General features: G+C 70.0%; 21 protein-coding genes and 11 pseudogenes. 18 read left to right on the forward strand and 14 right to left on the reverse strand.

What is annotated here, in order from left to right:
* Positions 1 to 309 (reverse strand): alcohol dehydrogenase catalytic domain-containing protein (locus ACZ52C_RS41035; RefSeq protein ID WP_469079635.1); only part of this gene is annotated, 309 nt, incomplete at its 3' end.
* 160 nt (positions 310 to 469) lie between these two features.
* Here ACZ52C_RS41035 and ACZ52C_RS41040 point away from each other — a divergent pair.
* The gene (locus tag ACZ52C_RS41040; protein WP_469079636.1) at positions 470 to 979 is read left to right on the forward strand and encodes a winged helix-turn-helix transcriptional regulator; all 510 of its coding nucleotides are present in this window, start codon (positions 470 to 472) and stop codon (positions 977 to 979) included.
* 33 nt (positions 980 to 1012) lie between these two features.
* Here ACZ52C_RS41040 and ACZ52C_RS41045 read toward each other — a convergent pair whose 3' ends face one another.
* Positions 1013 to 1180 (reverse strand): CGNR zinc finger domain-containing protein, encoded by a 168-nt coding sequence (locus ACZ52C_RS41045; RefSeq protein WP_469079654.1) that lies wholly within the window; start codon positions 1178 to 1180, stop codon positions 1013 to 1015.
* A gap of 34 nt (positions 1181 to 1214) precedes the next feature.
* Between ACZ52C_RS41045 and ACZ52C_RS41050 the strand changes: the two genes are divergently transcribed.
* Together ACZ52C_RS41050 and ACZ52C_RS41055 are read left to right on the forward strand one after the other, a co-directional pair.
* A complete protein-coding gene (locus tag ACZ52C_RS41050) occupies positions 1215 to 2087 on the forward strand; it encodes an alpha/beta fold hydrolase (RefSeq protein ID WP_469079637.1) in 873 nt (290 codons plus the stop codon).
* 60 nt (positions 2088 to 2147) lie between these two features.
* Positions 2148 to 2970, forward strand: a pseudogene (locus ACZ52C_RS41055) (IS5 family transposase).
* Here ACZ52C_RS41055 and ACZ52C_RS41060 read toward each other — a convergent pair.
* The gene (locus tag ACZ52C_RS41060; RefSeq protein ID WP_469079638.1) at positions 2967 to 3530 is read right to left on the reverse strand and encodes a hypothetical protein; all 564 of its coding nucleotides are present in this window, start codon (positions 3528 to 3530) and stop codon (positions 2967 to 2969) included. The pseudogene ACZ52C_RS41055 and the gene ACZ52C_RS41060 overlap by 4 nt on opposite strands.
* A 505-nt stretch (positions 3531 to 4035) precedes the next feature.
* Between ACZ52C_RS41060 and ACZ52C_RS41065 the strand changes: the two are divergent.
* Positions 4036 to 4416: pseudogene (locus ACZ52C_RS41065) on the forward strand (S1 family serine peptidase); the annotation flags it as partial.
* Positions 4417 to 4799: 383 nt separating this feature from the next.
* Here ACZ52C_RS41065 and ACZ52C_RS41070 read toward each other — a convergent pair.
* Positions 4800 to 5156 (reverse strand): annotated as a pseudogene (locus ACZ52C_RS41070) (YxiG-like protein); the annotation flags it as partial.
* 397 nt (positions 5157 to 5553) lie between these two features.
* Between ACZ52C_RS41070 and ACZ52C_RS41075 the strand changes: the two are divergent.
* Both ACZ52C_RS41075 and ACZ52C_RS41080 read left to right on the forward strand, forming a co-directional pair.
* Complete coding sequence (locus ACZ52C_RS41075) at positions 5554 to 6876, forward strand: aldehyde dehydrogenase family protein (RefSeq protein ID WP_469079655.1); 1323 nt, start codon at positions 5554 to 5556, stop codon at positions 6874 to 6876.
* Positions 6877 to 7390: 514 nt separating this feature from the next.
* Positions 7391 to 8389, forward strand: a complete 999-nt coding sequence (locus ACZ52C_RS41080; protein ID WP_469079639.1) for a YdcF family protein — start codon at positions 7391 to 7393, stop codon at positions 8387 to 8389.
* Positions 8390 to 8422: 33 nt separating this feature from the next.
* Here ACZ52C_RS41080 and ACZ52C_RS41085 read toward each other — a convergent pair whose 3' ends face one another.
* Entirely contained in the window at positions 8423 to 9013 is a 591-nt protein-coding gene (locus ACZ52C_RS41085; protein WP_469079640.1) for a TetR family transcriptional regulator, read from the reverse strand.
* A gap of 192 nt (positions 9014 to 9205) precedes the next feature.
* Here ACZ52C_RS41085 and ACZ52C_RS41090 point away from each other — a divergent pair, with 192 nt between their 5' ends.
* From ACZ52C_RS41090 to ACZ52C_RS41100, 3 genes are all read left to right on the forward strand, one after another.
* Positions 9206 to 9649 carry an aldehyde dehydrogenase family protein gene (locus ACZ52C_RS41090; protein WP_469079641.1) on the forward strand — a complete coding sequence of 148 codons (444 nt, stop codon included), beginning with the start codon at positions 9206 to 9208 and terminating at the stop codon, positions 9647 to 9649.
* Positions 9649 to 10632, forward strand: a complete 984-nt coding sequence (locus tag ACZ52C_RS41095; protein WP_469079642.1) for an aldehyde dehydrogenase family protein — start codon at positions 9649 to 9651, stop codon at positions 10630 to 10632. The genes ACZ52C_RS41090 and ACZ52C_RS41095 overlap by 1 nt, the downstream gene beginning before the upstream one ends.
* Positions 10633 to 11005: 373 nt before the next feature.
* Entirely contained in the window at positions 11006 to 11815 is an 810-nt protein-coding gene (locus ACZ52C_RS41100; protein WP_469079643.1) for an SDR family NAD(P)-dependent oxidoreductase, read from the forward strand.
* Positions 11816 to 12456: 641 nt separating this feature from the next.
* On the opposite strand, the gene ACZ52C_RS41105 is transcribed toward ACZ52C_RS41100, so the two are convergent.
* Positions 12457 to 12579: a hypothetical protein gene (locus ACZ52C_RS41105; protein ID WP_469079644.1), complete on the reverse strand. Its 123-nt coding sequence runs from the start codon at positions 12577 to 12579 to the stop codon at positions 12457 to 12459.
* An 18-nt stretch (positions 12580 to 12597) separates the two neighbouring features.
* Here ACZ52C_RS41105 and ACZ52C_RS41110 point away from each other — a divergent pair, with 18 nt between their 5' ends.
* A complete protein-coding gene (locus tag ACZ52C_RS41110) occupies positions 12598 to 13350 on the forward strand; it encodes a hypothetical protein (RefSeq protein ID WP_469079645.1) in 753 nt (250 codons plus the stop codon).
* The gene (locus ACZ52C_RS41115; protein WP_469079646.1) at positions 13337 to 13852 is read left to right on the forward strand and encodes a MarR family winged helix-turn-helix transcriptional regulator; all 516 of its coding nucleotides are present in this window, start codon (positions 13337 to 13339) and stop codon (positions 13850 to 13852) included. Before ACZ52C_RS41110 ends, ACZ52C_RS41115 begins: the two co-directional genes overlap by 14 nt.
* A gap of 78 nt (positions 13853 to 13930) precedes the next feature.
* Here the strand turns inward: ACZ52C_RS41115 and ACZ52C_RS41120 are convergent.
* From ACZ52C_RS41120 to ACZ52C_RS41130, 3 genes and pseudogenes are all read right to left on the reverse strand, one after another.
* Positions 13931 to 14359, reverse strand: a pseudogene (locus ACZ52C_RS41120) (PPOX class F420-dependent oxidoreductase).
* Positions 14360 to 14430: 71 nt separating this feature from the next.
* Positions 14431 to 14826, reverse strand: coding sequence for a nuclear transport factor 2 family protein (locus ACZ52C_RS41125; protein ID WP_469079647.1), 396 nt, complete (start codon positions 14824 to 14826; stop codon positions 14431 to 14433).
* A gap of 26 nt (positions 14827 to 14852) precedes the next feature.
* Positions 14853 to 14978, reverse strand: a pseudogene (locus tag ACZ52C_RS41130) (MBL fold metallo-hydrolase); the annotation flags it as partial.
* Positions 14979 to 15492: 514 nt separating this feature from the next.
* Here ACZ52C_RS41130 and ACZ52C_RS41135 point away from each other — a divergent pair.
* Both ACZ52C_RS41135 and ACZ52C_RS41140 read left to right on the forward strand, forming a co-directional pair.
* A complete protein-coding gene (locus ACZ52C_RS41135; RefSeq protein ID WP_469079648.1) occupies positions 15493 to 16374 on the forward strand; it encodes a radical SAM protein in 882 nt (293 codons plus the stop codon).
* An 83-nt stretch (positions 16375 to 16457) separates the two neighbouring features.
* Positions 16458 to 16652, forward strand: a pseudogene (locus tag ACZ52C_RS41140) (ATP-binding protein); the annotation flags it as partial.
* A 573-nt stretch (positions 16653 to 17225) separates the two neighbouring features.
* On the opposite strand, the pseudogene ACZ52C_RS41145 reads toward ACZ52C_RS41140, so the two are convergent.
* Positions 17226 to 17648: pseudogene (locus tag ACZ52C_RS41145) on the reverse strand (ABC transporter ATP-binding protein); the annotation flags it as partial.
* A gap of 231 nt (positions 17649 to 17879) precedes the next feature.
* Between ACZ52C_RS41145 and ACZ52C_RS41150 the strand changes: the two are divergent.
* Positions 17880 to 18170 (forward strand): helix-turn-helix domain-containing protein, encoded by a 291-nt coding sequence (locus tag ACZ52C_RS41150; protein ID WP_469079649.1) that lies wholly within the window; start codon positions 17880 to 17882, stop codon positions 18168 to 18170.
* Positions 18167 to 19642, forward strand: a complete 1476-nt coding sequence (locus tag ACZ52C_RS41155; RefSeq protein ID WP_469079650.1) for a helix-turn-helix domain-containing protein — start codon at positions 18167 to 18169, stop codon at positions 19640 to 19642. Before ACZ52C_RS41150 ends, ACZ52C_RS41155 begins: the two co-directional genes overlap by 4 nt.
* Here the strand turns inward: ACZ52C_RS41155 and ACZ52C_RS41160 are convergent.
* Positions 19572 to 19775, reverse strand: a pseudogene (locus ACZ52C_RS41160) (MmyB family transcriptional regulator); the annotation flags it as partial. The gene ACZ52C_RS41155 and the pseudogene ACZ52C_RS41160 overlap by 71 nt on opposite strands.
* Positions 19776 to 19897: 122 nt before the next feature.
* Between ACZ52C_RS41160 and ACZ52C_RS41165 the strand changes: the two are divergent.
* Both ACZ52C_RS41165 and ACZ52C_RS41170 read left to right on the forward strand, forming a co-directional pair.
* Positions 19898 to 20727, forward strand: a pseudogene (locus tag ACZ52C_RS41165) (IS5 family transposase).
* Positions 20724 to 21146 carry a hypothetical protein gene (locus tag ACZ52C_RS41170; RefSeq protein ID WP_469079651.1) on the forward strand — a complete coding sequence of 141 codons (423 nt, stop codon included), beginning with the start codon at positions 20724 to 20726 and terminating at the stop codon, positions 21144 to 21146. The pseudogene ACZ52C_RS41165 and the gene ACZ52C_RS41170 overlap by 4 nt, the downstream one beginning before the upstream one ends.
* Before the next feature lie 78 nt (positions 21147 to 21224).
* On the opposite strand, the gene ACZ52C_RS41175 is transcribed toward ACZ52C_RS41170, so the two are convergent.
* The 3 genes and pseudogenes from ACZ52C_RS41175 to ACZ52C_RS41185 all read right to left on the reverse strand — a co-directional run.
* Positions 21225 to 22244, reverse strand: coding sequence for a helix-turn-helix domain-containing protein (locus tag ACZ52C_RS41175; RefSeq protein WP_469079652.1), 1020 nt, complete (start codon positions 22242 to 22244; stop codon positions 21225 to 21227).
* A gap of 55 nt (positions 22245 to 22299) precedes the next feature.
* On the reverse strand, positions 22300 to 23319 hold the full coding sequence (locus ACZ52C_RS41180; RefSeq protein WP_469079653.1) for an alpha/beta hydrolase: 1020 nt from the start codon (positions 23317 to 23319) through the stop codon (positions 22300 to 22302).
* Between the two features lie 526 nt (positions 23320 to 23845).
* Positions 23846 to 24217, reverse strand: a pseudogene (locus ACZ52C_RS41185) (MFS transporter); the annotation flags it as partial.
* Positions 24218 to 24246: 29 nt separating this feature from the next.
* Between ACZ52C_RS41185 and ACZ52C_RS41190 the strand changes: the two are divergent.
* A pseudogene (locus tag ACZ52C_RS41190) lies at positions 24247 to 25164 on the forward strand (NAD(P)-dependent alcohol dehydrogenase); the annotation flags it as partial.
* Positions 25165 to 25956 lie beyond the last annotated feature (792 nt).

Here is a 25956-nt window from a genome sequence, read left to right on the forward strand (position 1 = left end):
CGCGATGAACTCCGCGAAGCCGCCGACCCGCAGGTCGCGCGGCCGGGCGTAGACCTCGTCGCCGACCTTGAACCCGTGGACGGCGGAGCCGACCCGCGTCACGACGCCGGCCACGTCGTGGCCGAGCGCGAACGGGCGCTTGTACTTCAGGAGCTGCTTGAACTCCCCGTTGCGGACCATCTTGTCCAGCGGGTTGACACTGGCGGCGCCCACCCTGACCAGGACGTCGCGTTCCCCGACGGTGGGCTTGGGTACCTCTGCGGCGCGGACGCCGTCCTTGCCGTACTTCTCGACGACGAATGCCTTCATTGCCGGCCGCTTTCTGCATGGATGTCTCGATGGTCGATGTGCTTGTTCGGGCGGGTCCCGTGCGCGCCGGTTTCTCGCGTGGGGCCGGGCTGATGCGACGACCATGACACTACCGACTGAGTATGGGTAAGTAAACTCAGATAGGGTTAGAATCACCCCCATGGATGCGAGGACCCAAGCTCTGCAGGACGCCGGCGTGGACCCCCGACTCGACCGGGACGCGTCGAACTGTTCGATCGCCCGGACGCTTGAGGTCGTGGGCGAGAAGTGGACGATCCTGATCCTGCGCGAGGTCTACTACGGCTCGTCCCGTTTCAGCGAGTTCGAACGTGTCCTCGGCTGCCCGCGCAACCTTCTCGCCGCACGCCTTCGGATGCTCGTGGAGGAGGGGATCCTGGCCACCGAGACCTACAGGGAGCCGGGCTCGCGGAGCCGGCCGAAGTACGTGATCACACCCAAGGGCGCGGATCTGGTCCCGGCCGTGATGGGGCTCCTGCAGTGGGGCGACCGCTACCGTGCCGACCCGGAGGGCCCGGCCATGCTGTCCCGCCACCGTGACTGCGGCGCGCACGTCGACGCCCAGATCCGCTGCGACCGGGGCCACACCGTCCAACCGCAGGACATCGAGAGCATCCCCGGCCCCGCCTTCCGCCTCAGGCCCGTCGAGTGAACTGAGCGCGGTGGCGCCTGGAGCTCTGGGGACTCAGCCTGCCGGGGTGTCCTCACTCCGTCTGGCCCGGGCCTGGTGGAGGCGGGCCTTTGTGCGGTTGCCGCAGCGGGACATGGAGCACCAGCGGCAGTTGCGGGCGGGGGAGCTGTTCGCGAAGCGCAGGGCGCATTCGTCCGCGCCGCAGACGCTTACCCGCCGGATCCAAGACGGTCAGTCGTGCCGAGGAGGCGCATCGATGGGACATCCGACAGTGACGACCGGAGTGACGCAGGTGGACGCGGTCCGCCTGCACTACGTCCGGGCGGGATCCGGCCCCCTGCTCGTGCTCCTTCACGGCTGGCCGCAGACCTCCGACTGCTGGCGGCCGGTGCTGGCGGATCTCGCGGCCGACCACACTGTTGTGGCGCCCGACCTGCGCGGCTACGGCCTGAGTGACAAGCCCACGTCCGGTTACGACAAGCGGCGCATGGCTGCCGACATCGCCGGTCTCGTCGAAGCGCTCGGCTTCGAGAAGGCCGCGGTCGTGGGGCACGACCGCGGCGCCCGTGTGGCGCACCGTTGGGCGCTGGATCGTCCGGAGCAGGTGGAGCGGTTGGCCGTACTCGACATCGTGCCCACCCGGGAGATGTTCCGCCGCTTGGATGCCTCCCTCGCCTCCGGGTACTGGCACTGGTTGTTCCAGATGCAGCCCGACCTGCCAGAGCGCCTCGTGGGACGCGACATCCGCGGATATCTCGAGTACTTCTTCGAGCGGTGGACCTACAACCGCCACGGTCTGACATCCGAAGCAGTCGACGCCTACGTCCGGGCGTTCTCCCGTCCGGGTGCCCTGCGCGCGAGTTTCGACGACTACCGCGCCATGGAGCAGGACGTCGCCCTCGACGACATCGACGCCGCCGAGGGCCGTCGTCTCACGATGCCGGTACTGGCGCTGTGGGGTTCCGTGGGGCTGCCCTCCCGCCTGCCGACGCTGGAGATCTGGCGCGAGTACGCGGACGACGTCACCGGTGCCGAGATCCCGGAGTGCGGCCATTTCATCCCGGAGGAGCAGCCGACAGCGATGCTGGCGCATCTGCGGCCTTTCCTGGCTGACGGAAGGGCTGTTTAGCGGACCTAACAAAGGTCGTTGATCAAATGACCGTCGGCTTGTGTGCTCGTTGGTCGGGTCGTGGGGAAGCGGGAGTCGCGACCGTGGATCGTGTCGGACGAACTGTGGTCGCTCATCGAGCCGTTGCTGCCCGAGCCGGGACCGAAGTGGTGACAGGCCGGCCGCGGATGCCGGACCGGCAGGCGTGGTGCGGGATCTTGTTCGTGCTGCATACCGGTATCCAGTGGGAGTACCTGCCCCAGGAACTGGGCTTCGGCTCGGGCATAACCTGCTGGCGGCGGCTGGCCGCCTGGAACGAGGTCGGCGTGTGGGGCCGGTTGCACCTGTTGCTGCTGAAGAGGTTGCGGTCGGCGAGGAAGCTGGACTGGTCGCGGGCGGTGATCGATGCCTCTCACGTGCGGGCGGCCAGGCGGGGCCCAGAAGCGGGCCGAGCCCGGTCGGCCGTGCACGGCCGGGCAGCAAGCACCACGTCCTTGTCGACGGCCAGGGCGTACCGCTCGCGGTGTCGCTGACCGGTGGAAACCGCAACGACGTCACCCAGCTCCTGCCCCTGCTGGACAAGGTCCCACCCGTGGCCGGCGTTGTCGGGCGGCAACACAGACGGCCGGACATGCTCTTCGCCGACCGCGGCTACGACCACGAGTACCGACGAGTGCCGTGGAAGCGAGGCATCCGCCCCGTGATCGCCGAACGCGGACAGCCGCACGGCTCGGGCCTGGGCATCTTGCGCTGGGTCGTCGAACGCACCATCTCCTGGCTCCACGGCTTCCGCCGCCTGCGTATCTGCTGGGAGAGACGCGACGACATCCACGAAACCTTCCTCGGACTCGCCACCTCTCTCATCACCCACCGACACGTCCAACGCCTTTGTCGGGACCCCTAACCCGGCGACGGCGCGGTTCGGCGGCGGTAGTAGGCGATCCCGAGAGCGATGGAGATAGGTCCCCACGCGGCGATCGGGGTGATGCACACCGTCGCAAGCGCCTGCCAGGCGTCGTTGGTGTATCCGACGCTGTCGACGATGCCGTACGGAGTGAGCCTGCGACCGTCGCCAATCGGGACGTCGGTAAACATCAGGGTGAGAATCAGGCCGCCGAGGATGGCGGGGACAACGGCCGCCATCGGTCGGATGCGTCTGCCGCCGATGATCGGGATCCAGGTGGGTGCCACCTCACCCCAGCCCCGGACCAGCCCGATGGTCAAGACCGCGATCGCTTCCGATAACACGCTGAGCCCGAGGACGTACGGGATACTCACCCAATAAGGCGGCATGTCGAGATCCTGAACCTGCCCCATCTCGAAGTGCAGGGCGAAGGGCAGCCGCCACAGGCACGATGGCAGCAAAAGCAGGGGAAGCGCGTAGGCCAGGCGCATAGCCCAGCGGGGGACGGGCCGCTCGGTGTCACTGACGGGCGGGGGCGTGTGAAGGAACTTCAGCTTCATGGCTTCATCCTCGCGAAGCAGGCACGTCTAGGGATCATCCCCGCGGGCCGAACCGCTCCCCCGCGCGAAGGACACGGTACTGAGCAGCGTCCCCCGCAGGGGGGACGGCCGTGTCGGCCTCGAGGCGCTTCGTGAGCGGATACAGGGGGTGCCTGCCAGAGATGGGCGACCATAGCTCGTCCGACACGATCCACGGCCGCGACTCACGCTTCCCCACGACCCGACCAACGAGCACACAAGCCGACGGTCACTTGATCAACAACTTCTGCAAGGACTCCTTAGCGCGGGCATCGTCCATGAGTTCGTCGGCGATCTCCTTGGAGAGCACCCGCCCGCCGCCGACGGCGCCGGCGCAGAGAGCCGGACGAGCGGACCAGAGTCCACCACATGCTCAGCTACCTGGCTGCCGCACTCCCCGGCACACGCCGCGACGTCGACGGATCGCGGGCGCCCGGTCGTGCAGATCATCGGTGGCGGCGCGCAGCCCAACGGCTCGTACCCGTTCATGGCGGCGCTGCTGATCAAGGGCAAGGGCACGCCGCTCGACCGGCAGTTCTGCGGAGGTAGTCTGCTCAGTCCTGATGTCGTGATGACGGCCGCGCACTGCGTCGATGGCGTGAAGCCCAAGCAGATGGAGACCGTCGTGGGCCGGACCGTGCCGTCGAACAAGAAGCAGGGCCATCTGCGCAACGTCCGCACGATCACCATCCACCCCCGCTACAACGGGGACTACGACATCGCGTTCCTGGAACTGGCCAAACCCGTCTACGGCATCGCCCCGGTCAACCTCCCGACCCCGGACACGGACGCGCTCATCCGTCCGGGCGCCAAGGCCACGGTCGCCGGCTGGGGCGACACCGATACCGAGGTGCCGAACCATCCGGACCGACTGCGTGCGGTGAACGTCCCGATCGTGTCGCACATCGAATGCAAGGCGTCGTACCCGAGACTTGGTCGACCCTGCGCCGCTCGGGCAACCGGCCCTCGGTGTGCACGCGATGCCCGCGATCACACGGAGGGCCGGATGCATTTCAGCGTCGGGCTTGGTTCCTTCCTGGGCTGGGCCGTCTGCGAGATCACCAAGGCGGATATCCCCGGTTACGCAGTGGTGCTGCTGTGGGGCCGGTTCGCCCTCTTCCCGCACCGAAGCGAGCCCGTCAGCTGTTGGCCATGGCCCCCTCGCGGTGTGCGGGCGCACCCGCTCGTCCGCGCCGACGGGAACCGAGACGGCGCGGTGGGCAGCCGGTGTGGGGCCTGCTTTTCGTGCGCCCTGCGCAGACTGCGGTCTTCCTCCAGCAGACGCAGTAGGTCCCGCCACCGGCCTCGACCAGGGGCGCGCCCCTTCACGCCCCAGACGTATCCGTCGAGGTCGGCACCGGCTTTGTGGTCGATGAGCCGTTCATCCAAGGAGACCCGCCAGGTCTCCGCTGCCACTGACGTCTCGCACCGGGTCTCAACGCAATACCGGAAGAGATACCGCAGGTGGGACGGCGCGATGCCAGTACGGGGATCAGCTGCCGCGTGGACGAAGACCTCGTCGTCACGCATGTGGGTGGTGTATCCGTGGTGCACGACGGCGTGATCGAAGGTCTCGTCCAGCATCTGCTCGAGTACGGCGGTATCCAGGCCGCCCTTGGGCGGTGACGGGACGGCGGCACTCCTGCTCGGTGTCACCGTCGTGATGGGAGCAGGCCGCGCCGTTTCCGGGAGTGTGAATGGGGGCTGAGGTGAGCGTGGTGCTTCGGCTCGCCGTACGTCAGCCACGTGTCGGACCGCTCATCCTCGGGGATCCGGCGCGTGGGCGCGTCGGAGGCTGCGAGCGGCGCGCGGGCCTGCTCGGGCTGGCGGTTGAGGGCGTGGGCAAGGGCGGCGACCGCGGCCGCCCCGCCCGCGATTCGGCCTGGCCTCGTGAGCCTCGTCACGAAGACGCGTCGACGGGATGCGGTGGAGCAGAAGAATGGCTGACATACATCTGATCGAGACTCCGCGGCGGGCGGCCGCCCGCGCTCACCTGCGAGGCACCATGAGTCACCACACACCCGAGCAGCCCGCCGACGTCGTGGCCCGGCTGCGTGCCACCTTCCGTACCGGACGCACCAGGCCCGTGGAATGGCGCACCGGCCAGCTGCGCCGGCTGCGGGCGATGCTCACCGAGCGGGGCGCCGACCTCGCAGCCGCCCTCAAGGCAGACCTAGGCAAGAGCAGCACCGAGGCCTACCGCACCGAGATCGACTTCACCGTCCGGGAGATCGACCACACCCTGGACCACCTGGAGGCGTGGCTGCGCCCCGAGCCCGCTCCCGTCCCCGCGCACCTGGGCGCCGACGCGACCGCCTGGACGCGGTACGAGCCCCTCGGCGTGGTACTCGTCATCGCCCCGTGGAACTACCCGGCCCAGTTGCTGCTCGCCCCGGTGGTCGGTGCTCTCGCCTCCGGCAACGCGGTCGTGGCAAAGCCGAGCGAGCTGGCCCCGGCCACCTCCGCCGCGCTGGCCGAGCTTCTCCCGGCCTATCTCGACGCCGACGCGGTCGCTGTCGTCGAGGGCGGCGTTCCGGAGACCACGGCCCTGCTGGCTGAGCGGTTCGACCATGTCTTCTACACCGGCAACGGCACCGTCGGCCGCATCGTGATGCGCGCCGCTGCCGAGCACCTCACGCCGGTCACCCTGGAACTCGGCGGCAAATCCCCGGTGTTCGTCGACCGCGGCACCGACCTCGACGTGGTGGCCGACCGGCTGGCCCGCGGCAAGTTCCTCAACGCCGGGCAGACCTGCGTGGCCCCCGACTACGTCCTCACCGACCCGGAGACCGCAGCCGCCCTGGAGGCCGCCCTGGTCCGCGCCGTCGACGCCCTGTACGGCGCCGACCCGTCGGCCTCGCCGGAATACGGCCGGATCGTCAACGAGCGGCATTTCGACCGGCTGTCCGCCCTGCTCGACTCAGGCCGTGTCGTGGTGGGCGGCGGCAGCGACCGCGCCGGCAAGTACATCGCGCCCACGGTGCTCGCGGACGTCGACCCGAAGTCCCCCGTGATGCAGGAGGAGATCTTCGGGCCGATCCTTCCCGTCGTCACCGTGTCCGGTCTCGACGAGGCGATCGGCTTCATCAACGACCGCGACAAGCCCCTCGCGCTGTATGTCTTCAGCGAGTCCGGCGAGACCCGCGACCGGATCGCTGCGGAGACCTCCTCCGGCGGCCTCGGGTTCGGCCTGCCGCTCGCCCATCTCACCGTCTCCGACCTGCCGTTTGGCGGGGTGGGGGAGAGCGGCATGGGCAACTACCACGGCAGGTACTCCATCGAGACGTTCAGCCACCGCAAGGCGGTCCTGAACAAGCCGCTGAACTGACACCTGCGCCCGGAACCTGTGGGCGAGATTGCGCCGGTGACTCACGACGAACTGGGCGCACACGGCGAAGTGGACTGGTCCCGCCGTGCGACCGGCTCAGTGAACATGCGGGCCTGGCCAAGGGGCAGCTGACGGGCCCGAAGCGGCGCCCGGTCTGGCCGCTCCTGCATAGGGGCGCGGGGGAGAGGGATGAGGCGAGCCGGGGCGGGTGGGAGTGCGGCGGTGGCAGGAGCGGGCAGTGGTCTGCGGCTGCTGCGGTATGGGCGGTACGCCGCCTGCGGGCCGGGCTGTAGGGCACACCGTTCCTTCCTTGTGTGGCTTGCGCGGTCGTCGGCAGGGCCACGGGCACGTCGTGCCGGTCCTGCACCGCCGCCCGCCCGGGTTCGGCGTGCCACAGCAGGTCTGGGAGGATGGCCGGCAGCCGTTCGCACCGGTGCGCGGAATTCGCGGACGGCGAGAGGCGGGCGGGTAGGGGCAGTGGCCCGGTGGGCGGGAGAGCGGAGCGGTGCGGCACATGCCGGAGTACCCGGAGTACCTTGCCGCGGTCGTGTTCGCCGCAGGCGGTGTCGTCAACGCCCTGCTGGCACCGCACCGGTTCTCCGCCGCCGTCCTGTTCTGCCTCGCGGTGACCTCTGCCGGACTCGGCGTGGCAGGCCGCAGCGCCGCCGCCCACCCGGCCATCGCCGCCGTCCTCGCCGTCGCGGCCCTGCTGCTGGTGCTCGCGCTGGGGCTGCTGCTGTTGGCCGACGGCGTCCTGCTGGTCCGGCGCTACGGACCGCAGGCGGCTCTGCTGGCGACGGGGGCCGCCGGCTGCGCGTTGCTGGCGGTGCTCGGTCTCAACGCGGTCTTCCACGCGGTCGGCGGCGAGGCGTTCGGTGCCCTGCTGGTCGCGGTGAACGCGGCCGCAAGCTACCTCACTGTGCTCTTCCTGGCCTTCGCCGGCTATGTGTTCCTCCAGGGCCGCAGCACGCCCCTGCTGGAAACCACGCATGTCGTCGTCCTGGGCGCCGGGCTCGACGGCGACCGGCCCGGCCCGCTGCTGACCCGCAGGCTGGAGCGCGCTCTCGCGGTCGACGCCGCCTGTGCACCGGACACACCTGGTGTGGTGTTCGTCGTCTCGGGCGGCCAGGGCGAGGACGAGGTCCGTTCCGAGGCGGACGCGATGGCCGACTATCTGCGGGGACGCGGAGTGCCCGCCGACCGGATCGTGCGGGAAGACCGTTCCGTCAACACCGGGCAGAACCTCCGCTTCAGCGCGGCCCTCGTGGGCGGCACTGCTGCCGGCCGCCGTGCCACGGTGGTCACCAGCGGCTTCCACGTCTACCGCACGACCCTGCTGGCCCGCCGCGCCGGGGTGTCCGTGCACGTCGTGGGCGCGCCGACCTCCCCTGCCTACTGGCTGGCCGCGACGCTGCGTGAGTTCGCCGCCGTCCTGTGGCTGGACCGCCTTCCTCTGGTCGGACTCAGCCTGCTGCTGGTGGTGCCGGTGGCGACGGCGGTCTTCGGGCACTGAAGCGTCGGCCGCGGATCCTGGGCGCGGCCGGTTTCAGGTGGGGCGCCGGATGGCGTGTACGGCGGTGTCGTAGAGGTCGAACATGTCGGCCTGGCCGCCCAGGCGTACCCATTCCTCGTTGGCTGCCTGCATGCAGATGATCGCTGCGGCCGCGATCGCGCGGGCTTGCAGACCGCGGCGGTCGGAGTCGGGCAGTCGCGGCTCGATCAGGGGGGCGAACAGGTCTTGCCAGCGGCCTTGCTTCTCGGTGTGTCCGGCGCGCAGGGAGTCGTTGCCGAAGAGCAGCGTGATGAACTCCAGGCGTGCCTCGGCTGTCATGTCGATCTCTTCGAGGACCTGGAACGCCGCGCGCAGCGCCGTCCAGGCGTCCTCGTCGGCCGGGCGTTCGGCGAGGCGGGCGGCGATGAGTTCGCCCTGTTCGTCCAGGCCGCTGAGCGCGAGGTCTTCCTTGTTGCGGAAGTAGTTGAACAGGGTTCGCCGGGAGACGCCCGCGGCGGAGGCGACCTCTTCGAGGGTCGTGTTGTCGAAGCCTTTGGCGGCGAACAGCTCGATGGCGGCCCGGGCGAGCAGGGAGCGGACCACGGAGCGGGTCTGTTCCCGGATGGGGGCTGGTTTCTGAGTCATGCACCGATGGTACTTCGCCTCACGTGATGCACCTACTTGCACTCAGTGCAAAGCCGTGCGTAGAGTGAATGTCATGAGCGGGCGTGCCGCTCGATGGTCCGGTTCACGGGGCTGGATGGCCTGCCGGCAGCGCCCGCAGCACCCCGTCGCCCTCACCCACAGCTCCCTCGTCAACGGCTAAGGAACACGATCATGACCATCACCGACGTGACCGCACAGCCCACCGACGCGGAGCGCTTCCACCACATCCTCGAAACCCAGCGGGTTGCTTTCCTGCGCGAAGGAACGCCCTCCCTTCAGGCGCGGCGCAGCGATCTGACCCGGTTCAGGGCGGCGCTGATCGCCCGGCGCGGGGCCATAGAGGAGGCGATCGACGCCGATTTCGGGCATCGCTCGCGGCACGAGAGCGCGCTGACGGAAGTCGTGGGGGTTGTGCAGGGCATCGACTACCTGCGGCGCAACCTGCGCCGGTTCATGCGCCCGACCCGCCGCCGGATCGAGCTGCTGCTGCGTTTCGGCAGCAATCGCATCGAGTACCAGCCGCTGGGCGTGGTCGGCGTCATCTCGCCGTGGAACTATCCCATCAACCTGTCGCTGATGCCCGTGGTCACCGCGATCCCGCCGGCAACCGCGTGATGCTCAAGCCGTCGAAGCTGACCCCGGCGACGAACGCGGTGCTCGCGTCGATGCTCGGCGAACTCTTCCCGCCCGAGCAGGTCACGATCGTCAGCGGCGACGGCTCCGCGTTCTCCTCCCTGCCGTTCGACCATCTCGTCTTCACCGGCAGCACCGAGGTCGGCCGAGCCGTGATGAAGGCCGCAAGTGACCACCTCGTCCCCGTCACGCTGGAACTGGGCGGCAAGTCCCCGACCATCGTGGCCAAGGGCCACGTCCATGACCGGGCCGTGGCCGACATCGTCTTCGGCAAGCTTCTCAGCGGCGGGCAGACCTGCATCGCCCCCGACTACGCCCTGGTCCACGCATCCGAGATCGACGCCTTCATCGCCACCTACGACCAACTGGTGAAGACCGCCTACCCCGACGGCCCCACCAGCGACGACTACACCTCGATCATCGACGACAGGGAGTACAGGATCCTCACCGACCTGCTCGAGGACGCCCGCGCCCACGGGGCACGCATCATCGAGGTCGGACACCGGCCCGGCGACGCGGCCCGCCGCCCGCACACCCTCGCACCGACCGTCGTGCTCGGCGTCACCGACGACATGGCAATCGCCCACGAGGAGATCTTCGGCCCCATCCTGCCGGTCTTCGGCTACCGCGACATCGACGACGCCATCACTCACGTCAACGCACGGCCGCGGCCGCTCGCCCTCTACTACTTCGGCGACAACGGCCCCGACCGGCGCAAGGTCCTGACCCGCACGACCTCCGGCAACGTCACCGTCAACGGCACCATCATGCACGTCGCGCAGGACGACCTCCCCTTCGGCGGCGTCGGCGCCAGCGGCATGGGCAAGTACCACGGCATCGAAGGCTTCCGCACCCTCAGCCACCCCAAGGGCATCCACGTCCTAGGACGCTGGAACGCCACCCGCATGCTGCGCGCCCCCTTCACCAAGCGCACCGAGACCCTCCTCAACTTCCTGCTCCGGTAACGGAGCCATCCCCGGCGCCGCCGCTACCGAGCACCCCTCACACACGCGCGCGGCCGCCCGTGCGGCGCAATCGATCGGCGGACCGGCGGAAATGGTGTGCACCCGAGCGGCAACGTCGAGCACCAGGACGCACTGCCGCCCTTGCAGCGGCCAGGGTCTGGCCGAGGCGCACACCTCCGCGAGGAGGCCACCGATGGCTGATCACGATCTCGTTCTCGTCACCGGGGACACCTCACACGTCACGGCCATCGCCCAGGCGGGCTCCGAGCCCGCCTCGGCAACAGACAAGCACCAGAAGACGGTCACAGACCGTCGCAGAAATCGAAAGGAGAAGGGGAAGGGGCACCCGCGAGGGCGCCGCTCTCCAACCGCCATGAACAAGATCGACTACCGCAGCCAGACCACATTGATCACCGGGGCGAGTGCCGGCCTCGGCGCGGAGTTCGCCCGTCAGTTCGCCGAGCGCGGCTCGGACCTCGTGCTGGTCGCCCGCCGCGCGGACCGGCTTCAGGCCCTGGCCGACGAGCTGTCCGCGAGGTACGACGTCACCGTCACGGTGGTGCCGTTCGACCTCACCGTGCCGGCCGCGGGCGAAGCGCTGGCCGAGGAGGTGGCCCGGCGTGGGATCACTGTCACCAGTCTCGTCAACAACGCCGGTTTCGGCACCCACAGCCCGTTCCGTCAGGAGGATGCGGCGCGCGTCCGGCAGGAGATCGGCCTGAACGTGGCCAGCCTGGTCGACGTCACCAGGGCGTTCATCGGCCAGTTGACCGGTGTCCTGGTCAACGTCGCCAGTTCCCTCGGCTACCAGCCCTGGCCGAACGCCGCCGTCTACGGGGCGACCAAGGCCTTCGTGCTGAGCTTCACCGAGGCACTGTGGCAGGAATCGCGAGGGACCGGGCTGCGCGTGCTCGCTCTCTCCCCGGGCCCGACACGCACCGAGTTCTTCGACGCGGCCGGCTCCGACGACATGGCCCGCGGTGTCCGGCTGCAGACCCCGCGCCAGGTGGTCACCACCGCACTGCGCACGTTGGACCGGCGCAACCCGCCGCCCAGCGTCGTCTCCGGCACCTTCAACTGGGTGATGACCTTGGCCTCGCGCTTCACCACCCGCCGAGCCAACGTGCTGGCGTTCGGTGCGATGACTCAGTGGCAGATGCGCTCGCGGCGGCCCGGTCGCTGACCCTGTTCCGGGCCACTGTCACGTGGAGGGCCCCGGCTGCTCTGCCGTGCCGGGGAGACCGTGACCTGGCTGCGGGCGACGGTCGGTCTATCTGTACCCGAGCGCCTGGTTCGTGCGAACAGGGCGCTGGGGTTACGGGGTTGAGGCTTCAGGAAGGCCGGGGCTGGAGGGCTGCCAGGAGGTGGCCTGGCCCCGGGGTCCCCGTTGCCGACATCTGCTGTCTGGTGTTGACCAGGTCGGCGGGCGGGGAACGCCGGCCTTTCCCGGTGCAGCGGACGTCAGGAGCGGTTGGAGGCTGTTGCCTCCGATGTGGCGGTCGGGCTGTATGCGGTCCTGAAGGCCCTGTCCGCCGCCGGATTCCGGCTGCTACTTCCGACGTGCGTTTCGGCGGCCGGCTGGTAGGCCGGTCATGGTGCGCGGCCCTGGGCCTGTGCTCGCCGGGCGTGGCCTTGGCATCCAGGCATGGTCGGTGGCCTGGTACCAGGGGGCGGCCATTGCGGCGGTGAGCGCTGCTTCGGTGAGATCGCCGCTGTGGTGCATGACCTGGGCTGCGGTGTGCAGGTCGGCGGCGGTGAAGGCGGTGCCGGGCGGCTCGGCCGCGTACAGGGTTTTGGCGAGCACGGCGTGCGCGGTGCCGGTGGTCAGCAGGGTCGCCCTGCGCAGGACCAGGCTCCGGGGCGGCGTACGGGGTCGGGCTGGCTGACGGCGAAGGTGAGCAGCAGCTCCGGGTCCAGGACGTGCGCGTGCACGACGGTTGCAGCCACGGCTCGTGCCGCGGCCGCATGGCCGACGTACGAATGGGCGGCGCGGCAGCCGACGCTCCCGTCGTCTGTGCTCTGGTCACGGCGCTGCGCGGATGTCAGGGGAGTGTGCTCGTGGTCACCAATCCGGTCGATCTGATGACCCGGCTGTTCGCCGAGGCCTCCGGCTGCCTGCGGGTGTACGGGATCGGCTCGAACTTCGACGCCAGCCGCTACGGGATCGCCCTGGCCCATCTGCTCGACGTGCCGGCGACCGCCGTGCAGGGCCACGTACCGTCAATGGCACGCCTGCCGCGGTCCCTCTTGCGGAGGTTTACGCGGTACTGCGTACCCGTCCCGGTGGGTCGGCGTGGGCGTCGGCCGTACCCGCTGCGGCCTGCCGGTGCGGTGCTCTCCGCTCTGCGCACCGGGAAACGGCTGCGCCGGCAGGTCCGGCGCCTGGGAGAACTGCGGGCGGCGGACGCCGAAGAGATCGCCCAGTTCAAGGCCGGCGTCGAAGCGCTGGTCGGCGTCCTGCACCAGGTCAGGAGGGAAGACAGCCACTTCGGCCAGCGACTCGCCGATCGCCCTGCTGTCGTCCGCACATTGCCGGCGCAGGCCACGCTCGGCACATGGCAGGTCCTTTGCCGTCACCGGCCGGCTGAGATCGTGGCCTCGACCCGCCCGCATCGGTGCCGACGCGCTGGCGTTCGCCGGGAGTCCCGATACCGGTGGCCTACAATTAACTGTCTGTGGAAGATAATTCTTTGGAAGATGAGTGATGGCTGGCACTGATCTGAAGCTGCTGTACCGGGAGCTGGTCTCGCTGGAGATCGAGTTGTGGGACGGTATCGAGGGGCGGTTGCGGGCGGAGTATGACGTGGCGCTGACGTCGTTCGAGGTGCTGCACCTGCTGTTGCGGCGGCCTGGGCGGCGGATCCAGGACATCGCGGAGGAGTTCTCGATCACGGTGGGCGGCACGAGCAAGGTCGTCGACCGTCTGGAGGCGGCGGGCCTGTGCGGGCGGCGGGCCAATCCGAACGACCGCCGTTCCTCGATCGTGGAGCTCACCCCTGAGGGGCGGAAGCTGGTGGAGGGGGCGCTGAAGGTCTTCGAGGAGGAGCTGGAACTGCGGATCGGGTCGGTGATTCCTGAGAAGTCGGTACGCGAGGTGACTGCGGTGCTCAGTACGCTGCGGGCGGCCGGACGTGCTCTGGATGCGGAGCGGAGGGCCGGGGGTCAGACGCCGGTGCCGGCGATGGGGGCGCCGAAGCGGCCCGGCCGGCCGGCCTCGTGAGCCAGGGCGTCCCGGGCACGGCAGCGGGGCAGGCAATCGTGGTTGTCTGCCCCGCTGCCGTGCCCGGGACGTTGTCGTTCACTCGGCGACGCCGTTGAAGGCGATGACTTCGTCGATGGGGGCGGGCGCGGATGAGGAGGTTGCCGGGGCCGCCGTTGGGGGCGGCGTAGTTCTGGGTGCGGTCTTCACCCATGGAGCGGGTGCCGAGGAGGCCGCCCCAGTGCGGCATCTCGTCGCGGTTCGCCGAGGTGCCGGTGTGTCCCTGGAGGATGACGAACGCGTGTAGGGGGTGGTCGTCGTCGACGCAGAGGGCGAAGCGTCCGTCGCGGGCGAGGTTGCGGCCCTTGACGCCGTCCTTCTCGGTGGTGAGCACGATGTCGTCACCGTCGAGGAGGAACCAGGCCGGGGTGAGGTGCGGGCTGCCGTCGGCTTTGACGGTCGAAGCTTGCCGGTGCGGGTGCCGTGCGTGACGAACGCCCGCCACTGCTCGTCGGTCATCTTCCGCATGCGATGCCTTTCGCTGGTGTGGCCGTCGTCAAGCCCCGAGGCCGGGTCGGCCTCGGGGCACACGGTGGGCGTCAGCGGCCCCAGAAGGCGTCTTCGGCGTTCTGGTCGCCGGAGAAGAGCCACATCTCGGTGATCTTGCCGTTCTGGATGCGCAGGAGGTCCACGCCGTCCATGGCCATGGACGTGTCGGCGCGGCGGCCGGTGAAGTGGATGGTGGCGGCGACCAGGTCGCCGTTGCCCATGAGGGAGTGGATCTTGTCGATGGCGAAGGTGCCCTGGCTGGCCTCCATCATGCTGCCGAGCATCTGGAAGACGGCGCCCTGGCCCTTGTGGTCGCCGGAGAATCGGTTGGCGCCGGGCTGGTGCCAGAGGATCTGCTCGTCGAGGAGGCCGCCGAGGGCGGCCATGTCTGCGGTCTGCACGGCCTGGAAGTAGGCGCGGGCCAGGTCGAGGTTGGCAGTGGTCATCGTGGTCTCCGTGGGTTCGGTCGGGGTCATCGGGCGAAGTCGAGGCGGTCGGCGAGGCCGGCTTCGGCGAAGGCGGCCTGGATCTCGCCGTGGCCTTCCTGGAAGTGGGCCCAGCTGTCGTAGTGCGCGGGGACGACGCGTCGGGCGCCGAGGTCGTAGAGGATCGTGTAGTTGGGGAAGCCGCCCTCCGACTCCCGTACACCGCCGGCCGGTTGCTGGGCGCCCGGTGTCATCACCGAGTGACAGAAGGCCCCCGGGGTGTTGGTGTTGAGGATGTACTGCCAGTCGAAGAGCACGCCGGAGAAGTCCTTGACCTTCTCCGGCTGGTCGGTGCCGAACTCGAACCAGGCGGCCGAGTCGAAGGCGGGAGGGGCCATGGCGCTCACTCCTTACGCCCCGTAGGGGGACATGTGTCATGTTTCTGTGGCATGCCGAATCCAGGCCGTGCAGGCCACCTGGCGGTGGGGCGGCATGCCTGACCGGCAGGGATCAGGACCCCGAACCGGCTCGGCGTCCAGCAAACCATTTGTATTCCATGGAAGCAACTTCCTTCGATTATTGTTCCGTGGGTATGGGTTCGGTGGTTCTCGGAGGACCGGCCCGCAGACAGTGGAGAAACCCGGCCTCTCGTACGCGGACCGCCGGGCCGGCAGGAAGGAAGCGGCCATGGAGCCGGTCGAGATCGAAGCGAAGACCTTGATCCAGAAGTCGAAGACCCCGTCGAACGACTACGTCATCAACCCCTACACCGGCTGTGTACTGGGCTGTGCCTACTGCTTCGCCAGCTTCGCCGGACGCCAGTTCGGCCGGTCCGTCAAGGAGTGGGGCGACTACCTGTACGTGAAGAAGAACGCGGTCGAACTCGCCCGCAAGGAGCTGGCGAAGATGCCGCAGGACAAACGGCGGGGCACGATGCTGCTCAGCTCGGTCACCGACCCCTACCAGGGTCACGAGACGAAGTACCGGCTCACCCGCGGCATCCTGCGCGAACTGCGAGCAGTCGAGTACCCGGGCCTGGTGCGCATCCTGACCAAGTCCCCCGTCGTGACCCGCGACATCGACCTGCTCACCAGTCTGCCGCGCGCCGAGGTCGGCATGACCGTGACCACCACCGACGACAGCATGAGCCGCTGGCTGGAGGTCCGCGCCCCGCTTGCCTCCCGCCGCCTGCGCACCCTGGCCGAGCTGAACGAGGCCAACATCCCCACCTACGCCTTCGTCGGCCCGCTCCTGCCCCACTTCGCCACCCAGCCCGAGCTTCTGGACGACCTTTTCGGGCAGCTCGTCGAGGCAGGAATCGGGGAGGTGTTCATCGAGCACATCAACCTCAAGCGGTACATCCGCGAGCGCATGGACCAGGTGCTCGCCGACGAGCCCGAAGACATCCGCGAGGCGTACCTCCAGGCGCGGACGGAGGAGCACCGCGAACACCTCGACACGATCGTGGCGGAGTTGCTGCACAAGCACGGGCTGCGGCTGCGCTTCGAGGAGGTCGTCCACCACGACGACAACGACGCCCTGAGGCAGAGGCTCGCGCCCTCGGCATGACTGTGACCGTGACGTGTCCGGGTCGTCGAGTTGGTTGCTGGGATGTTGTGGGTCAGCAGACTCACCACGACCAGAAGAAGGGGCAGGACGGCGACGGCATCGGAGTGAGCGTCACCAGCACCCCGCCCACCCGGCCTTCGCTGTCCCCGCCCGGTTCGCAGCAGGGATTGGCCGGTCTGCGGGAACGGGCCGACATTCTGCACGGCACCCTGGAGGCGGGCCCGACCGCAGCGGGCGGCTACCGGGCGCGGCTGCGCCTTCCCCTCAGCGCGGACTGACCGACCAGGCAGCCGGGGTGGCACAGCCACCGCCCGGCCGCCTGCCACGCCACGCCGGCTCATGCTGTGCCGTGGTGGGTGAGGGGATGAGCCCATCGGTCACGTGCAGACCTCATGCCGCGAACCGCAGTTCCGTTCGTCCGTTCGTCCGTTCGTCCGTTCGTCCGCTCGTCCGCTCGTCCGCTCGTCCGCCGTCTGGCGTCTGGCGGCGGGATGTGTCCTGTCGCGAGCCCCTTCAAAACGGTGTCGAGTCCTCGGTCCGTCGGCTGATCCGCGGGGATCTCGTACGCTCGCCGACGCCCCGGCCCGGCGCCAGCGTCTGACAGGGGCGGGCCAGGGGCCGATACGCGGCCGACGACATCGCCCTCGCCCCCCTCAGCCACCCCCGCCCCCCTCTGCGGCATCCGTGACCATCGCCGTGTCACTTCAGCAGGGTGCTGACCAATGCGACGCCCCTCCCACAAGCGCGTCGATACAGCCCGATCTCCCGCAAGCGCGTCGATACGCCGATCCTGACGGCTCCTCTCCACGTCCGGCCTGCGGCCCGGGCGGCGAGCAGGCCCCAGCCCGGCAGCGGTAGCGGAAGCACACCTCCTCGAAGCGGACCGACGCCGGATTCGGGACCGGTGCCGGACCCGTGGCCGGTGCCCCCTGCCGGGGCAGGGCGCCCGTGCGAGGGCCGGCCGGCTCCGTCGCCAGGCGTTCCACCCGCGTGATCCGCGACAGCGCGGCCGCCCCCTCCTGATACGAGGACCCGGCTTCGATCAGCGTGGACACCGGCTCGATCAGGTAGAAGAGGTACAGCAGGAAGGCGATGAGGGTGGACACGGGGATCTCCCCGGACGTCACCCGCGCCCCGCCGACCGCGAGGACCGCGAGGAAGGCCAGCTGGACGGCGAGTTCGTCGGCCGAGCCCGCCACGGCCTGCCACTTCGAGCTCTTCACGCCGTGCCGCCACGCCCGCCGCGCCGCCGCCTCCACCCGGGCGCTCTCCCGGAACAATCCGCTGGTGCCCTGACCCGCACGCGATCACGGTGGGGACGGACTCCGCTATCGGACAGGTGGCCGCGGCGGTGTGCCCGGGCGCGGAGCCCCGATGCACCGCGGCGCCCGCCTCCTGCCGCCCGGCCGTGCCCAGCGCTCCCGGGCCGCGGACCACCGCAAGAAAGCTATGCGAATCACTCATAAATGATGCATAAATCGCATGATTCTGGTAGGGTGAGAGCCATGGGAATGTCCTTGCCGGAACGGGTACGGCTGACGGTGGCGGCACTGATGCATGCCTCGGGTGAGTCGCAGGCGAGACTGGCTGAGGCGCTGGGAGTGACGCAGGCGCAGGTGAGCCGCCGTCAGTCCGGCGCCGCCGCCTGGAGTTTGGCCGACTGCGAGGCGCTGGCCGTGCACTACGGCATGGATGTCCTGGACTTCCTGGCGGGCCCGACCCGAGCGTGCGAGGCACTGCCCGACGCGCGCCGTGCCGGACAGCGACGGTCGCCCGTGAAGGGAGAGTCACGGTGAAGCCGCAGTTCGAGACGATCGACGCCCTGCTCGCCGCGGCCCGCACAGAGGTCGAACTGCCCCCGGCCGAGCAGCGCCGCGCCCTGCGTGAAGCGCTGGACCTCTCCCGCGCGCAGGTGGCCCGGGCGCTGGGGGTGAGTCCCTCCACGGTCGGCGGCTGGGAAGCGGGCCGCGACCCGGCCGGTGACGTCCGTGAGCGCTACGCCTACTTCCTCAAAGGCGCTCAGGCCAAGCTCGCCGACCTGGACGCCGCCCGGCAGGCTGAAACCGCTGCTCACACCGATCTCCCTCAAGCCGGGCCGGCCACGTCGGGCGGCGACGCTGCGAGGGCTGCGGAGCAGCCGGGTACGGCTGATCAGCCGTACCCGGCGCCGGAAGCCGACGACGTCGAGGACCTGGGAGTGCCCCGGCCGTGCGTCCTGTGCGGGCAGCCCGCCCGCCACCAGGTCGCCGGATTCCCGCAACACCTGGACCCCGCCGCGTGCGCGCCGCAACCCGCCCCGCCGGCCATAGCTGTCCCGGCGAGCCGTCCGTCCCGCCCCGCCGCGCCGGCAAGGACCGTGTCCGCCGCCCGCCGTGTGCAGGCCGCCTCCGACCTGCCGGATCCGATCGCAGAAGTCGTCGCGGCAGCTCTGGCCAGACACGAGGGCGATGTGAAGGCGGCGACGGCAGCGCTGGTCAAGCGGGCGATCCCGGACGCGATGGCCCTGCTGGACAACTGCCGCAAGGGCGGCCGCTACGCCATCGTCGCCCACCCCTGGATCCCGGACATCCTGCGCAAGCCCTCCGCCCGCGGCGCCGACCAGATCTGGGAGGCCCGCCCCAAGTGGACCCGCCCCGAACTACCGTCCGGCATGCACCAGGTGACGGCCCTGGACATCAACGGCGCCTACCTCAGCGCGCTCAAGACGCACCTGCCGATCGGCCAGCTGGAACACTCCACCGGCAACCACCACGACCGCCGACGCGCAGGCGTCCACCTGATCACCCCGCCCGCATGGGAGCACAGCGCGTACCTGCCCAACCCGATCGGCAACCGGGACGAGCCCGGCCCACTCTGGGTCACCGAACCCACCCTGCGCCTGCTGCTGCGCTTGTCCGGCCCCAAGTACGGTCTGTGTGAACCGCCTCAGATCCACGAGTCGTTCACCTCGGGCGCGACCGAGAGCCTGTTGGAGAAGTTCCGTATCGCACTGAAGGACGCCCGGGAGCAGGCACTCGCCGAGGGCGACGAGGTGACGCTGGAGTATGTGAAGGCGATGTACTCCAAGTTCGTCTCTACCATGGGGGAGTCGAACTACAACCGGGAGCTGTACCGCCCGGACTGGATGCACCTCATCAGGAGAGTTCGCCCACGAGCGCGGACAGCCGGGGGTCGCCTGGATGGGAGCCGGCGTCCAGGCGCAGCTGAGAGACGACGTCGTTCGCTTTGTGCTCCCAGTCCACGAACAGGTCGCGGTATTCGGGCCTGAGGAACACCAGCCGCGCCCAGTTCCGCTCCTGCGCGGGCAGCTCGGCCCAGTCGCCGAAGACCGCCGCGGCCATCCGGTTCCAGGCGAGGATGTCCCCGCGCCGCCCCACGAGGATCGCCGGGCCGCCGTCCATGGTGTCCAGCAGCGTCCGCAGGGGGCCCCGCACCCGCGCATAGGTGTTTTGTCGTCACCTGAACGTGTGGCAGGACGGTATCTCGGCCGGTCGGCGGCCGTGGGCGTGCTGGGCTGGTCGTCGTGAGCGAGCGCAAGCCCTACAAGACCGACCTGTCCGACGAACAGTGGTCGCTGGTCGAGCCGGTGATCACCGCCTGGAAGGCCGCGCACCCCTCGGTCAGCGGCCATCAGGGCCGGTACGCGATGTGGGAGATCGTCAACGCGCTCCTCTAGCAAGGCCGCACCGGCTGCCAGTGGGACCTGCTCCCGCACGACTTCCCGCCGCCCGGCGCGGTGAAGTACTACTTCTACACCTGGCGCGACGACGGCACCGATCAGACCATTCACGACCTGCTGCGCTGGCAGGTGCGGGAGAAGGCGCGCCGGAAGGCTGACCCGAGCCTGGTGGTGCTCGACACCCAGAGCGTGCATGCCGCGGCCGGGGTGCCCGCGCAGTCGACGGGGCGTGATGCTGCAAAAAAGTACCGGGCCGCAAGCGCGGCCTGGCCGTTGACGTCCTGGGGCTGGTGATCGCGGTGGTCGTGGTGGCCGCGTCGGCGCACGAGAACGCTGTTGGCATTACGCTGCTGGACAAGGTCGCCGCCGACACCGGCACCGTCGAGAAGGCCCTGGTCGACCAGGGCTTCAAGAATGCCGTCGTCGCGCACGGGGAGAAGATGGGCATCGAGGTAGAGATCGTCGAGCGCAACCCCGCGCAGACCGGGTTCGTTCCGATCCCCAAGCGGTGGATCGTGGAGCGCGCCTACGGGATCTTGATGCTGCACCGCCGGCTGGTGCGCGACTACGAGCACCAGCCCAGCAGTTCGCAGTCGCGGGTGTACTGGGCTATGACCGCGGTGATACTGCGCCGGCTGTCCGGGGCGACCGCGCCGGCCTGGCGCACCGCATGACCGGCGATCAGCTCACTCTCGGCGCGGTGCTGGCACGGCTGGAGGAGCGGGAACGGGAGATCGCCGCGCAAGCCGAGGCGACTGGGGAGCAGATCGCGCAGCTGACCGCGCGGCTGGACGAGCTCGGCCGGGCCGCCGAGGAGGTCCGGATCACCCGCAAGACGCTGCTGGAGCTGCCCGATCCGCAGCCGTCCGCGCCGCCGGTCCCGAAGCTGCCGGACCATCCCGCCTACCAGCACATCATGGCGGTGTTCGCCGCAGCCGCCGCCCCTTTGCGGGCGCGGCAGGTATGCGAGGCGATGGACCTGGAGATCGCGCCCAACACCATCAACAACACCCGCCTGAAGCTCAAGCGGCTTGTCGAACGCGGGATCCTGACCGAGGCCGAGCAGGGCTTGTTCACCCATCCGCGGCCGTAAGCCACCCTGCGTCGCCGCGACCTGCACGCTCACCCTCAACGAAGCAGCAAATCAGACATCAAGCCTCATCCCGCCCTCTCAGCCGTCGGCGCTTTCGTCCTCGCTGTGGGCGATCCGCCACAGGAGCACGGCGACTGCGGCGCGTTGGCGTCCGCCGGGCTTCGTGACCGCGTAGCCGAGCTGGGTCGACAGCCAGGACAGGCGTTCTTGCAGGGTCGAGTGGTGGAGGTGGAGGCCGGTCGCGGCCTGCCGCAGAGTCGCCTGGTCGAGCACTGCCTGGAGGGTGTCGATCACCCAGGGATGGGTGACCAGCACCTGGTCCAGGCGGTGCACGTCGGTGGTGGTGGCCGCCTCTCGCGGTGTGATCCGCTCGGCGAGCACGGCGAGGGCTCCGAGATCGTCGTATGCCACCAGGGACGGGCCGGGGCCCTCCGCGCGGTCGGACAGCCGCAGCGCGACACGCGCCCGTTCCAGGGCGGTCGGCAGGTGGGCCGGCCGCCGGGCGACGGCCGTCCCGGCCCGCAGGTCCTGGGGCAGGGCTGCTGCTTCCGGGACCAGGGCGACGGCGTGGCCCCCGATCCGGGTGGTGTGCGGTGTGGACGGTCCGGGGGAAGCGGTGACGACGACGGTCACGGGGCAGGTGAGCCCCAGCATGCCGACCGCGTCGAGCCGGTCGGTCTCGGAGACATCGGGGTCGCAGGCGATCCTCACCGCGGTATCGGCATCGCGGCGGACGGAGCCGCCCGTGAGCGTCTGGATCGCGAGGACCGAGCGCTCGAGGATGAGGGCGTCCAGCGGCCTGGCCTCGGCGGCCCGCTCCAGCCAGACCCACGAGCCGGGCCTGCCCGGTACCGCCACCCGTGCCCAGGAGCGACTCTCCGCCTCGGGCAGCGGGTGCCCCTGGGAGTCGTAGCGACGGGTGATCCCCCGGCCGGCGTCGTGCAGGCCGGCGGGGCATCCCGCCAGCGCCGCCGTCGCCCGCACCACGGCCGCGACCGAGGCCCGCTCCTCGACCAGGCTGTCGAAGTGGCCGATGACGCGCAGCGCACTGGCCGTCGCGTCGTCGGTGACTTCCAGCCTGCCGATGAGTTCACGCATGCCAACCTCCCGGGCCACTCTCGCTCCGTGGCATGGCCGGAGCCGGTCCGGCCGCTCAGTCCTCGAGAGCCCGTCGGATGAAATCGTCGCGTGTCGCGGCGGAGATCCGCGACACCGCCGCGTGGGGCGCCAGCCCGTCGAACCCATGGAAGCCGCCGCCCCACATGTGCAGGTCGACGCTCACACCCGCCTCGGACAGGCGGCCGGCGTAGACGAGGACCTCGTCACGGAACACCTCGACCGAGCCGGTGTCGATGTAGGTGCGGGGCAGGCCGCTGAGGTCCTCCGCCCGGGCCGGCGCGGCGTAGGGCGACACGTCCGGTCCGCCGCGGCGCTCGCCCAGCAGCGCGGTCCAACCGTACAGGTTGTCGTTGCGGTCCCAGAATCCCTCGCCATCCAGCATGCGGCTGCTGTGCGTCTCGAAGCGGTCGTCGAGCATGGGACAGACCAGTACCTGGTGGCTCAGCCTGGGGAAGGCCCGGTCGCGGGCGAGGAGCGCGGTGCCGGCCGCGAGTCCGCCACCGGCGCTGGCCCCGGCGACGAGGAGACGGTCGGGGTCGATGCCCAGCTCGTCCGCGTGCTTGGCCGTCCACACGAGCCCGGCGTAGCAGTCCTCCACGGGCACCGGGTCGGGGTGTTCCGGAGCCAGGCGGTACTCGACCGACACCACGACCGCACTGCCCTCGACCACGAACGGGAGGAACAACTCGACGACCGACTTGCGGTTCCCGGCGATCATCCCGCCGCCGTGGATGTGGAAGCCGTGGATGTGGAAGATGCCCCCCTTGGGGCCCCGGTCCTCGACCGGGCTGAGGATCAGCAGCGTGATGTCCGGCGCGCCCTCCGGCCCGGGAACCTGGCGTTCCTCCACCCGCACCCTGCCGCCAGCCGTCAGGTCCACCGGCTCCTGGCCGGGCATCCCCTCGGCCAGCACCTCCCGGTTCGGCGCGAGGGTCTCGTCGGACCAGGTCGGCATGGCGGCCGCCAGCGCTTCCGCGACGGGCGCGAGTTCGGGGTCGAAGAGCGGACGGGTCGTGGTGGCGCCGAGGATGTCTGCTGCCGTCTGGTCGGTCATCGCACTCTTCCTTCACGAGCCGGTGGTGAGCGGGGTAGCGTCCACTGTCGGCGGCAACCGTGGACGAAGGTACCCGCAGGTGGCGGGAAGATCTGCTACTCACCCCGCCATATGGCGGGAGCGGCGGGCAGTGCCGCGTGCGTTGCCCCGGAACGGATATCGCCGGCTGAGAAGGGGTGGCGCGGCGCTGGTCGCCGCGGCCCGTGGCCTGGCCTTCGCGCAGACTACCGCCGTGCCCGGGCGCCCACGGCGGGAGGCTGTGGGAGACGACGACGAACATCACCGCATCCCGCCAGGGTGCAGTCCGGGGCCGGTCCGGCGAAGTCGCTCAGGCGGGCCGGCGCTGCCACGGGTGAGTCCGACGGAGCGGGCCGGCATCGGGTAGTGGACAGTGTTCCGGTCGTCGAGCATCGGGCGGATGAGGTGCTGGCGATGACGTGGACGACGGTGCCCGGTGCCATCGACGGTGAGGGCGGCCGGCTTCCCCCGACGGGACAGGCCGGGTCACCGGCTGCTCGCACCTGGTGGCGATCGCGGGGACGACGGCGAGAGCGGTTGCCGCCAGTGAGGGCGAGGACGGGGTAGCCGGAGGCGGAGACGACGAGGCCGGAGCTGAAGCCCCCGGTGGCGCCGACGATGGCGATGGAGACGTCGACCATGCCCTGGGTCTTGGCGCGGGTGGCCAGCGGCACGGCATCGGTGATCATCACGGTGCCGGAGACGAGGCCCAGGTTCCAGCCCAGCCCCAGCAGGGTGAGCGCCAGTGCGAGCAGGGCGACGGAGTCGGCAGGCGCCGCGGCGGCGCTGATTCCGGCGGCGAGGAGGGTGAGGCCGGAGGCTGGGCTATCGGCGTACGGCCGTACCCGTCGACGAGCCAGCCGGTCAGCGGGGAGGGCAATACAGACATCAAGTCACGTACCGCCCTCTCACACCGACATCCACCTGGTCCGCGAGGGCTGGGGCGAGGCGGTCTTCCCGATGGTCCCGGGTCACGAGATCGCGGGCGTCGTCTCCGAGGTCGGCCCCGGCGTGACCAAGTACAAGGTCGGCGACCGTGTGGGCGTGGGCTGCATGGTCGACTCCTGCCGCGAGTGCGACAACTGCAAGGCCGGTCAGGAACAGCACTGTGTACAGGGGGCCGTCCAGACGTACGCCGCCATCGGCCGTGACGGCGAGATCACCTACGGCGGCTACGCCACGCACGTCGTCGTCGACGAGAACTTCGTCGTCCGTATCCCCGACGGGCTGTCCCTGGACGCCGCCGCGCCGCTGCTGTGCGCCGGCATCACCACGTACGCGCCGCTCAAGCAGTGGGGCGCGGGCCCCGGCAAGAAGGTCGCCGTGGTCGGCCTGGGCGGTCTCGGCCACGTGGGCGTCAAGATCGCGCACGCGCTCGGCGCCGAGGTCACGGTCCTCTCCCAGTCCCTGCGCAAGAAGGACGACGGCCTGAAGCTGGGCGCCGACCACTACTACGCCACCAGCGACCCGAAGACATTCGAGGAACTCGCCGGCTCCTTCGACCTGATCGTCTCCACGGTGTCGGCGCCGCTGGACCTGGGCGCCTACCTCAGCCTGCTGAAGACGAGCGGCGCCCTGGTGAACGTGGGCGTCCCGGAGGAGCCCGTCACCTTCCACCCGATCTCCCTCAGCTACGGCAGCAAGATCCTCGCCGGATCGATGATCGGCGGCATCCCCGAGACCCAGGAGATGCTGGACTTCTGTGCCGCGCACGGGATCGGCGCGGAGATCGAGCTGATCACCGCATCCGAGATCAACGAGGCACACGAGCGGCTCACCGCCGGCGATGTGCGATACCGGTTCGTGATCGACAACGCGACCATCTGAGACCGGTCGCACGCACGAGGGCCCCGGCGGATCCGCCGGGGCCCTCGGCTGTCGGGCCGGCGCGCACGCGGATGAGCGGTCCTGAACCAGGGCCGGCAGATGGGACGCGGGTGCGCCAGAGTCGACGCAGGCGGGGTCGGGATCCCTCCGTGTGGGAGGGAAGCTGTCTGTAGCGGACGGGTGTGCTTGTCAGGTGACCCCGAAGGTCACACGGTGCGTGCTGGCTCGTCGTCGGGGACTGCCAGGGCTCAGCCGGCCATGGCATCGAGGGCGTCGCACAGCCCTTCGCCGAGAGGGGTGAGCCGTATCCGACCCGCGAGTGAACCAAGGGGTAGGCAGTGAGGCTGACGATTGTCGCCGCCCCGCTCAGCTCGCCATCCTCGAAAGTGCCGCGCCACCTGCTGCGGGAGCTGCCGCTGCACACGGCGAAGGCCATGGAGATCCAGGTCTTCGTGCCGATGGAGTCGATCCGGTCCAATCCGCATGACGGCGGGGTGGGTGGCCTATCGCCTTGCTGGTGCACGGGTTACGGCCACTCGGCGGGCGGGCGGGCGTCGGGCGGGAGGCCGACGACCTCGCCGGCTCGGCCGTGACCTGGTCGACGTTGCGTCCGGGGTGTCGTTCGAGGTGATCGAAGCCGACCGCAAGCTGGATGCCTGGCTGCGGTGGGTCCGGTTCGTCGGGGCCACGGAGGGGTGCCCCGGAGGGTCAGGCGCTCTCGGCGTTCACGTAGGGCTCCACGCGGCCGACGCTCTCCTTGAGGACGAGGTCGAGCAGTCCGGGGAAGCGCTG

The organism is Streptomyces sp. NPDC034049, from assembly GCF_055575575.1.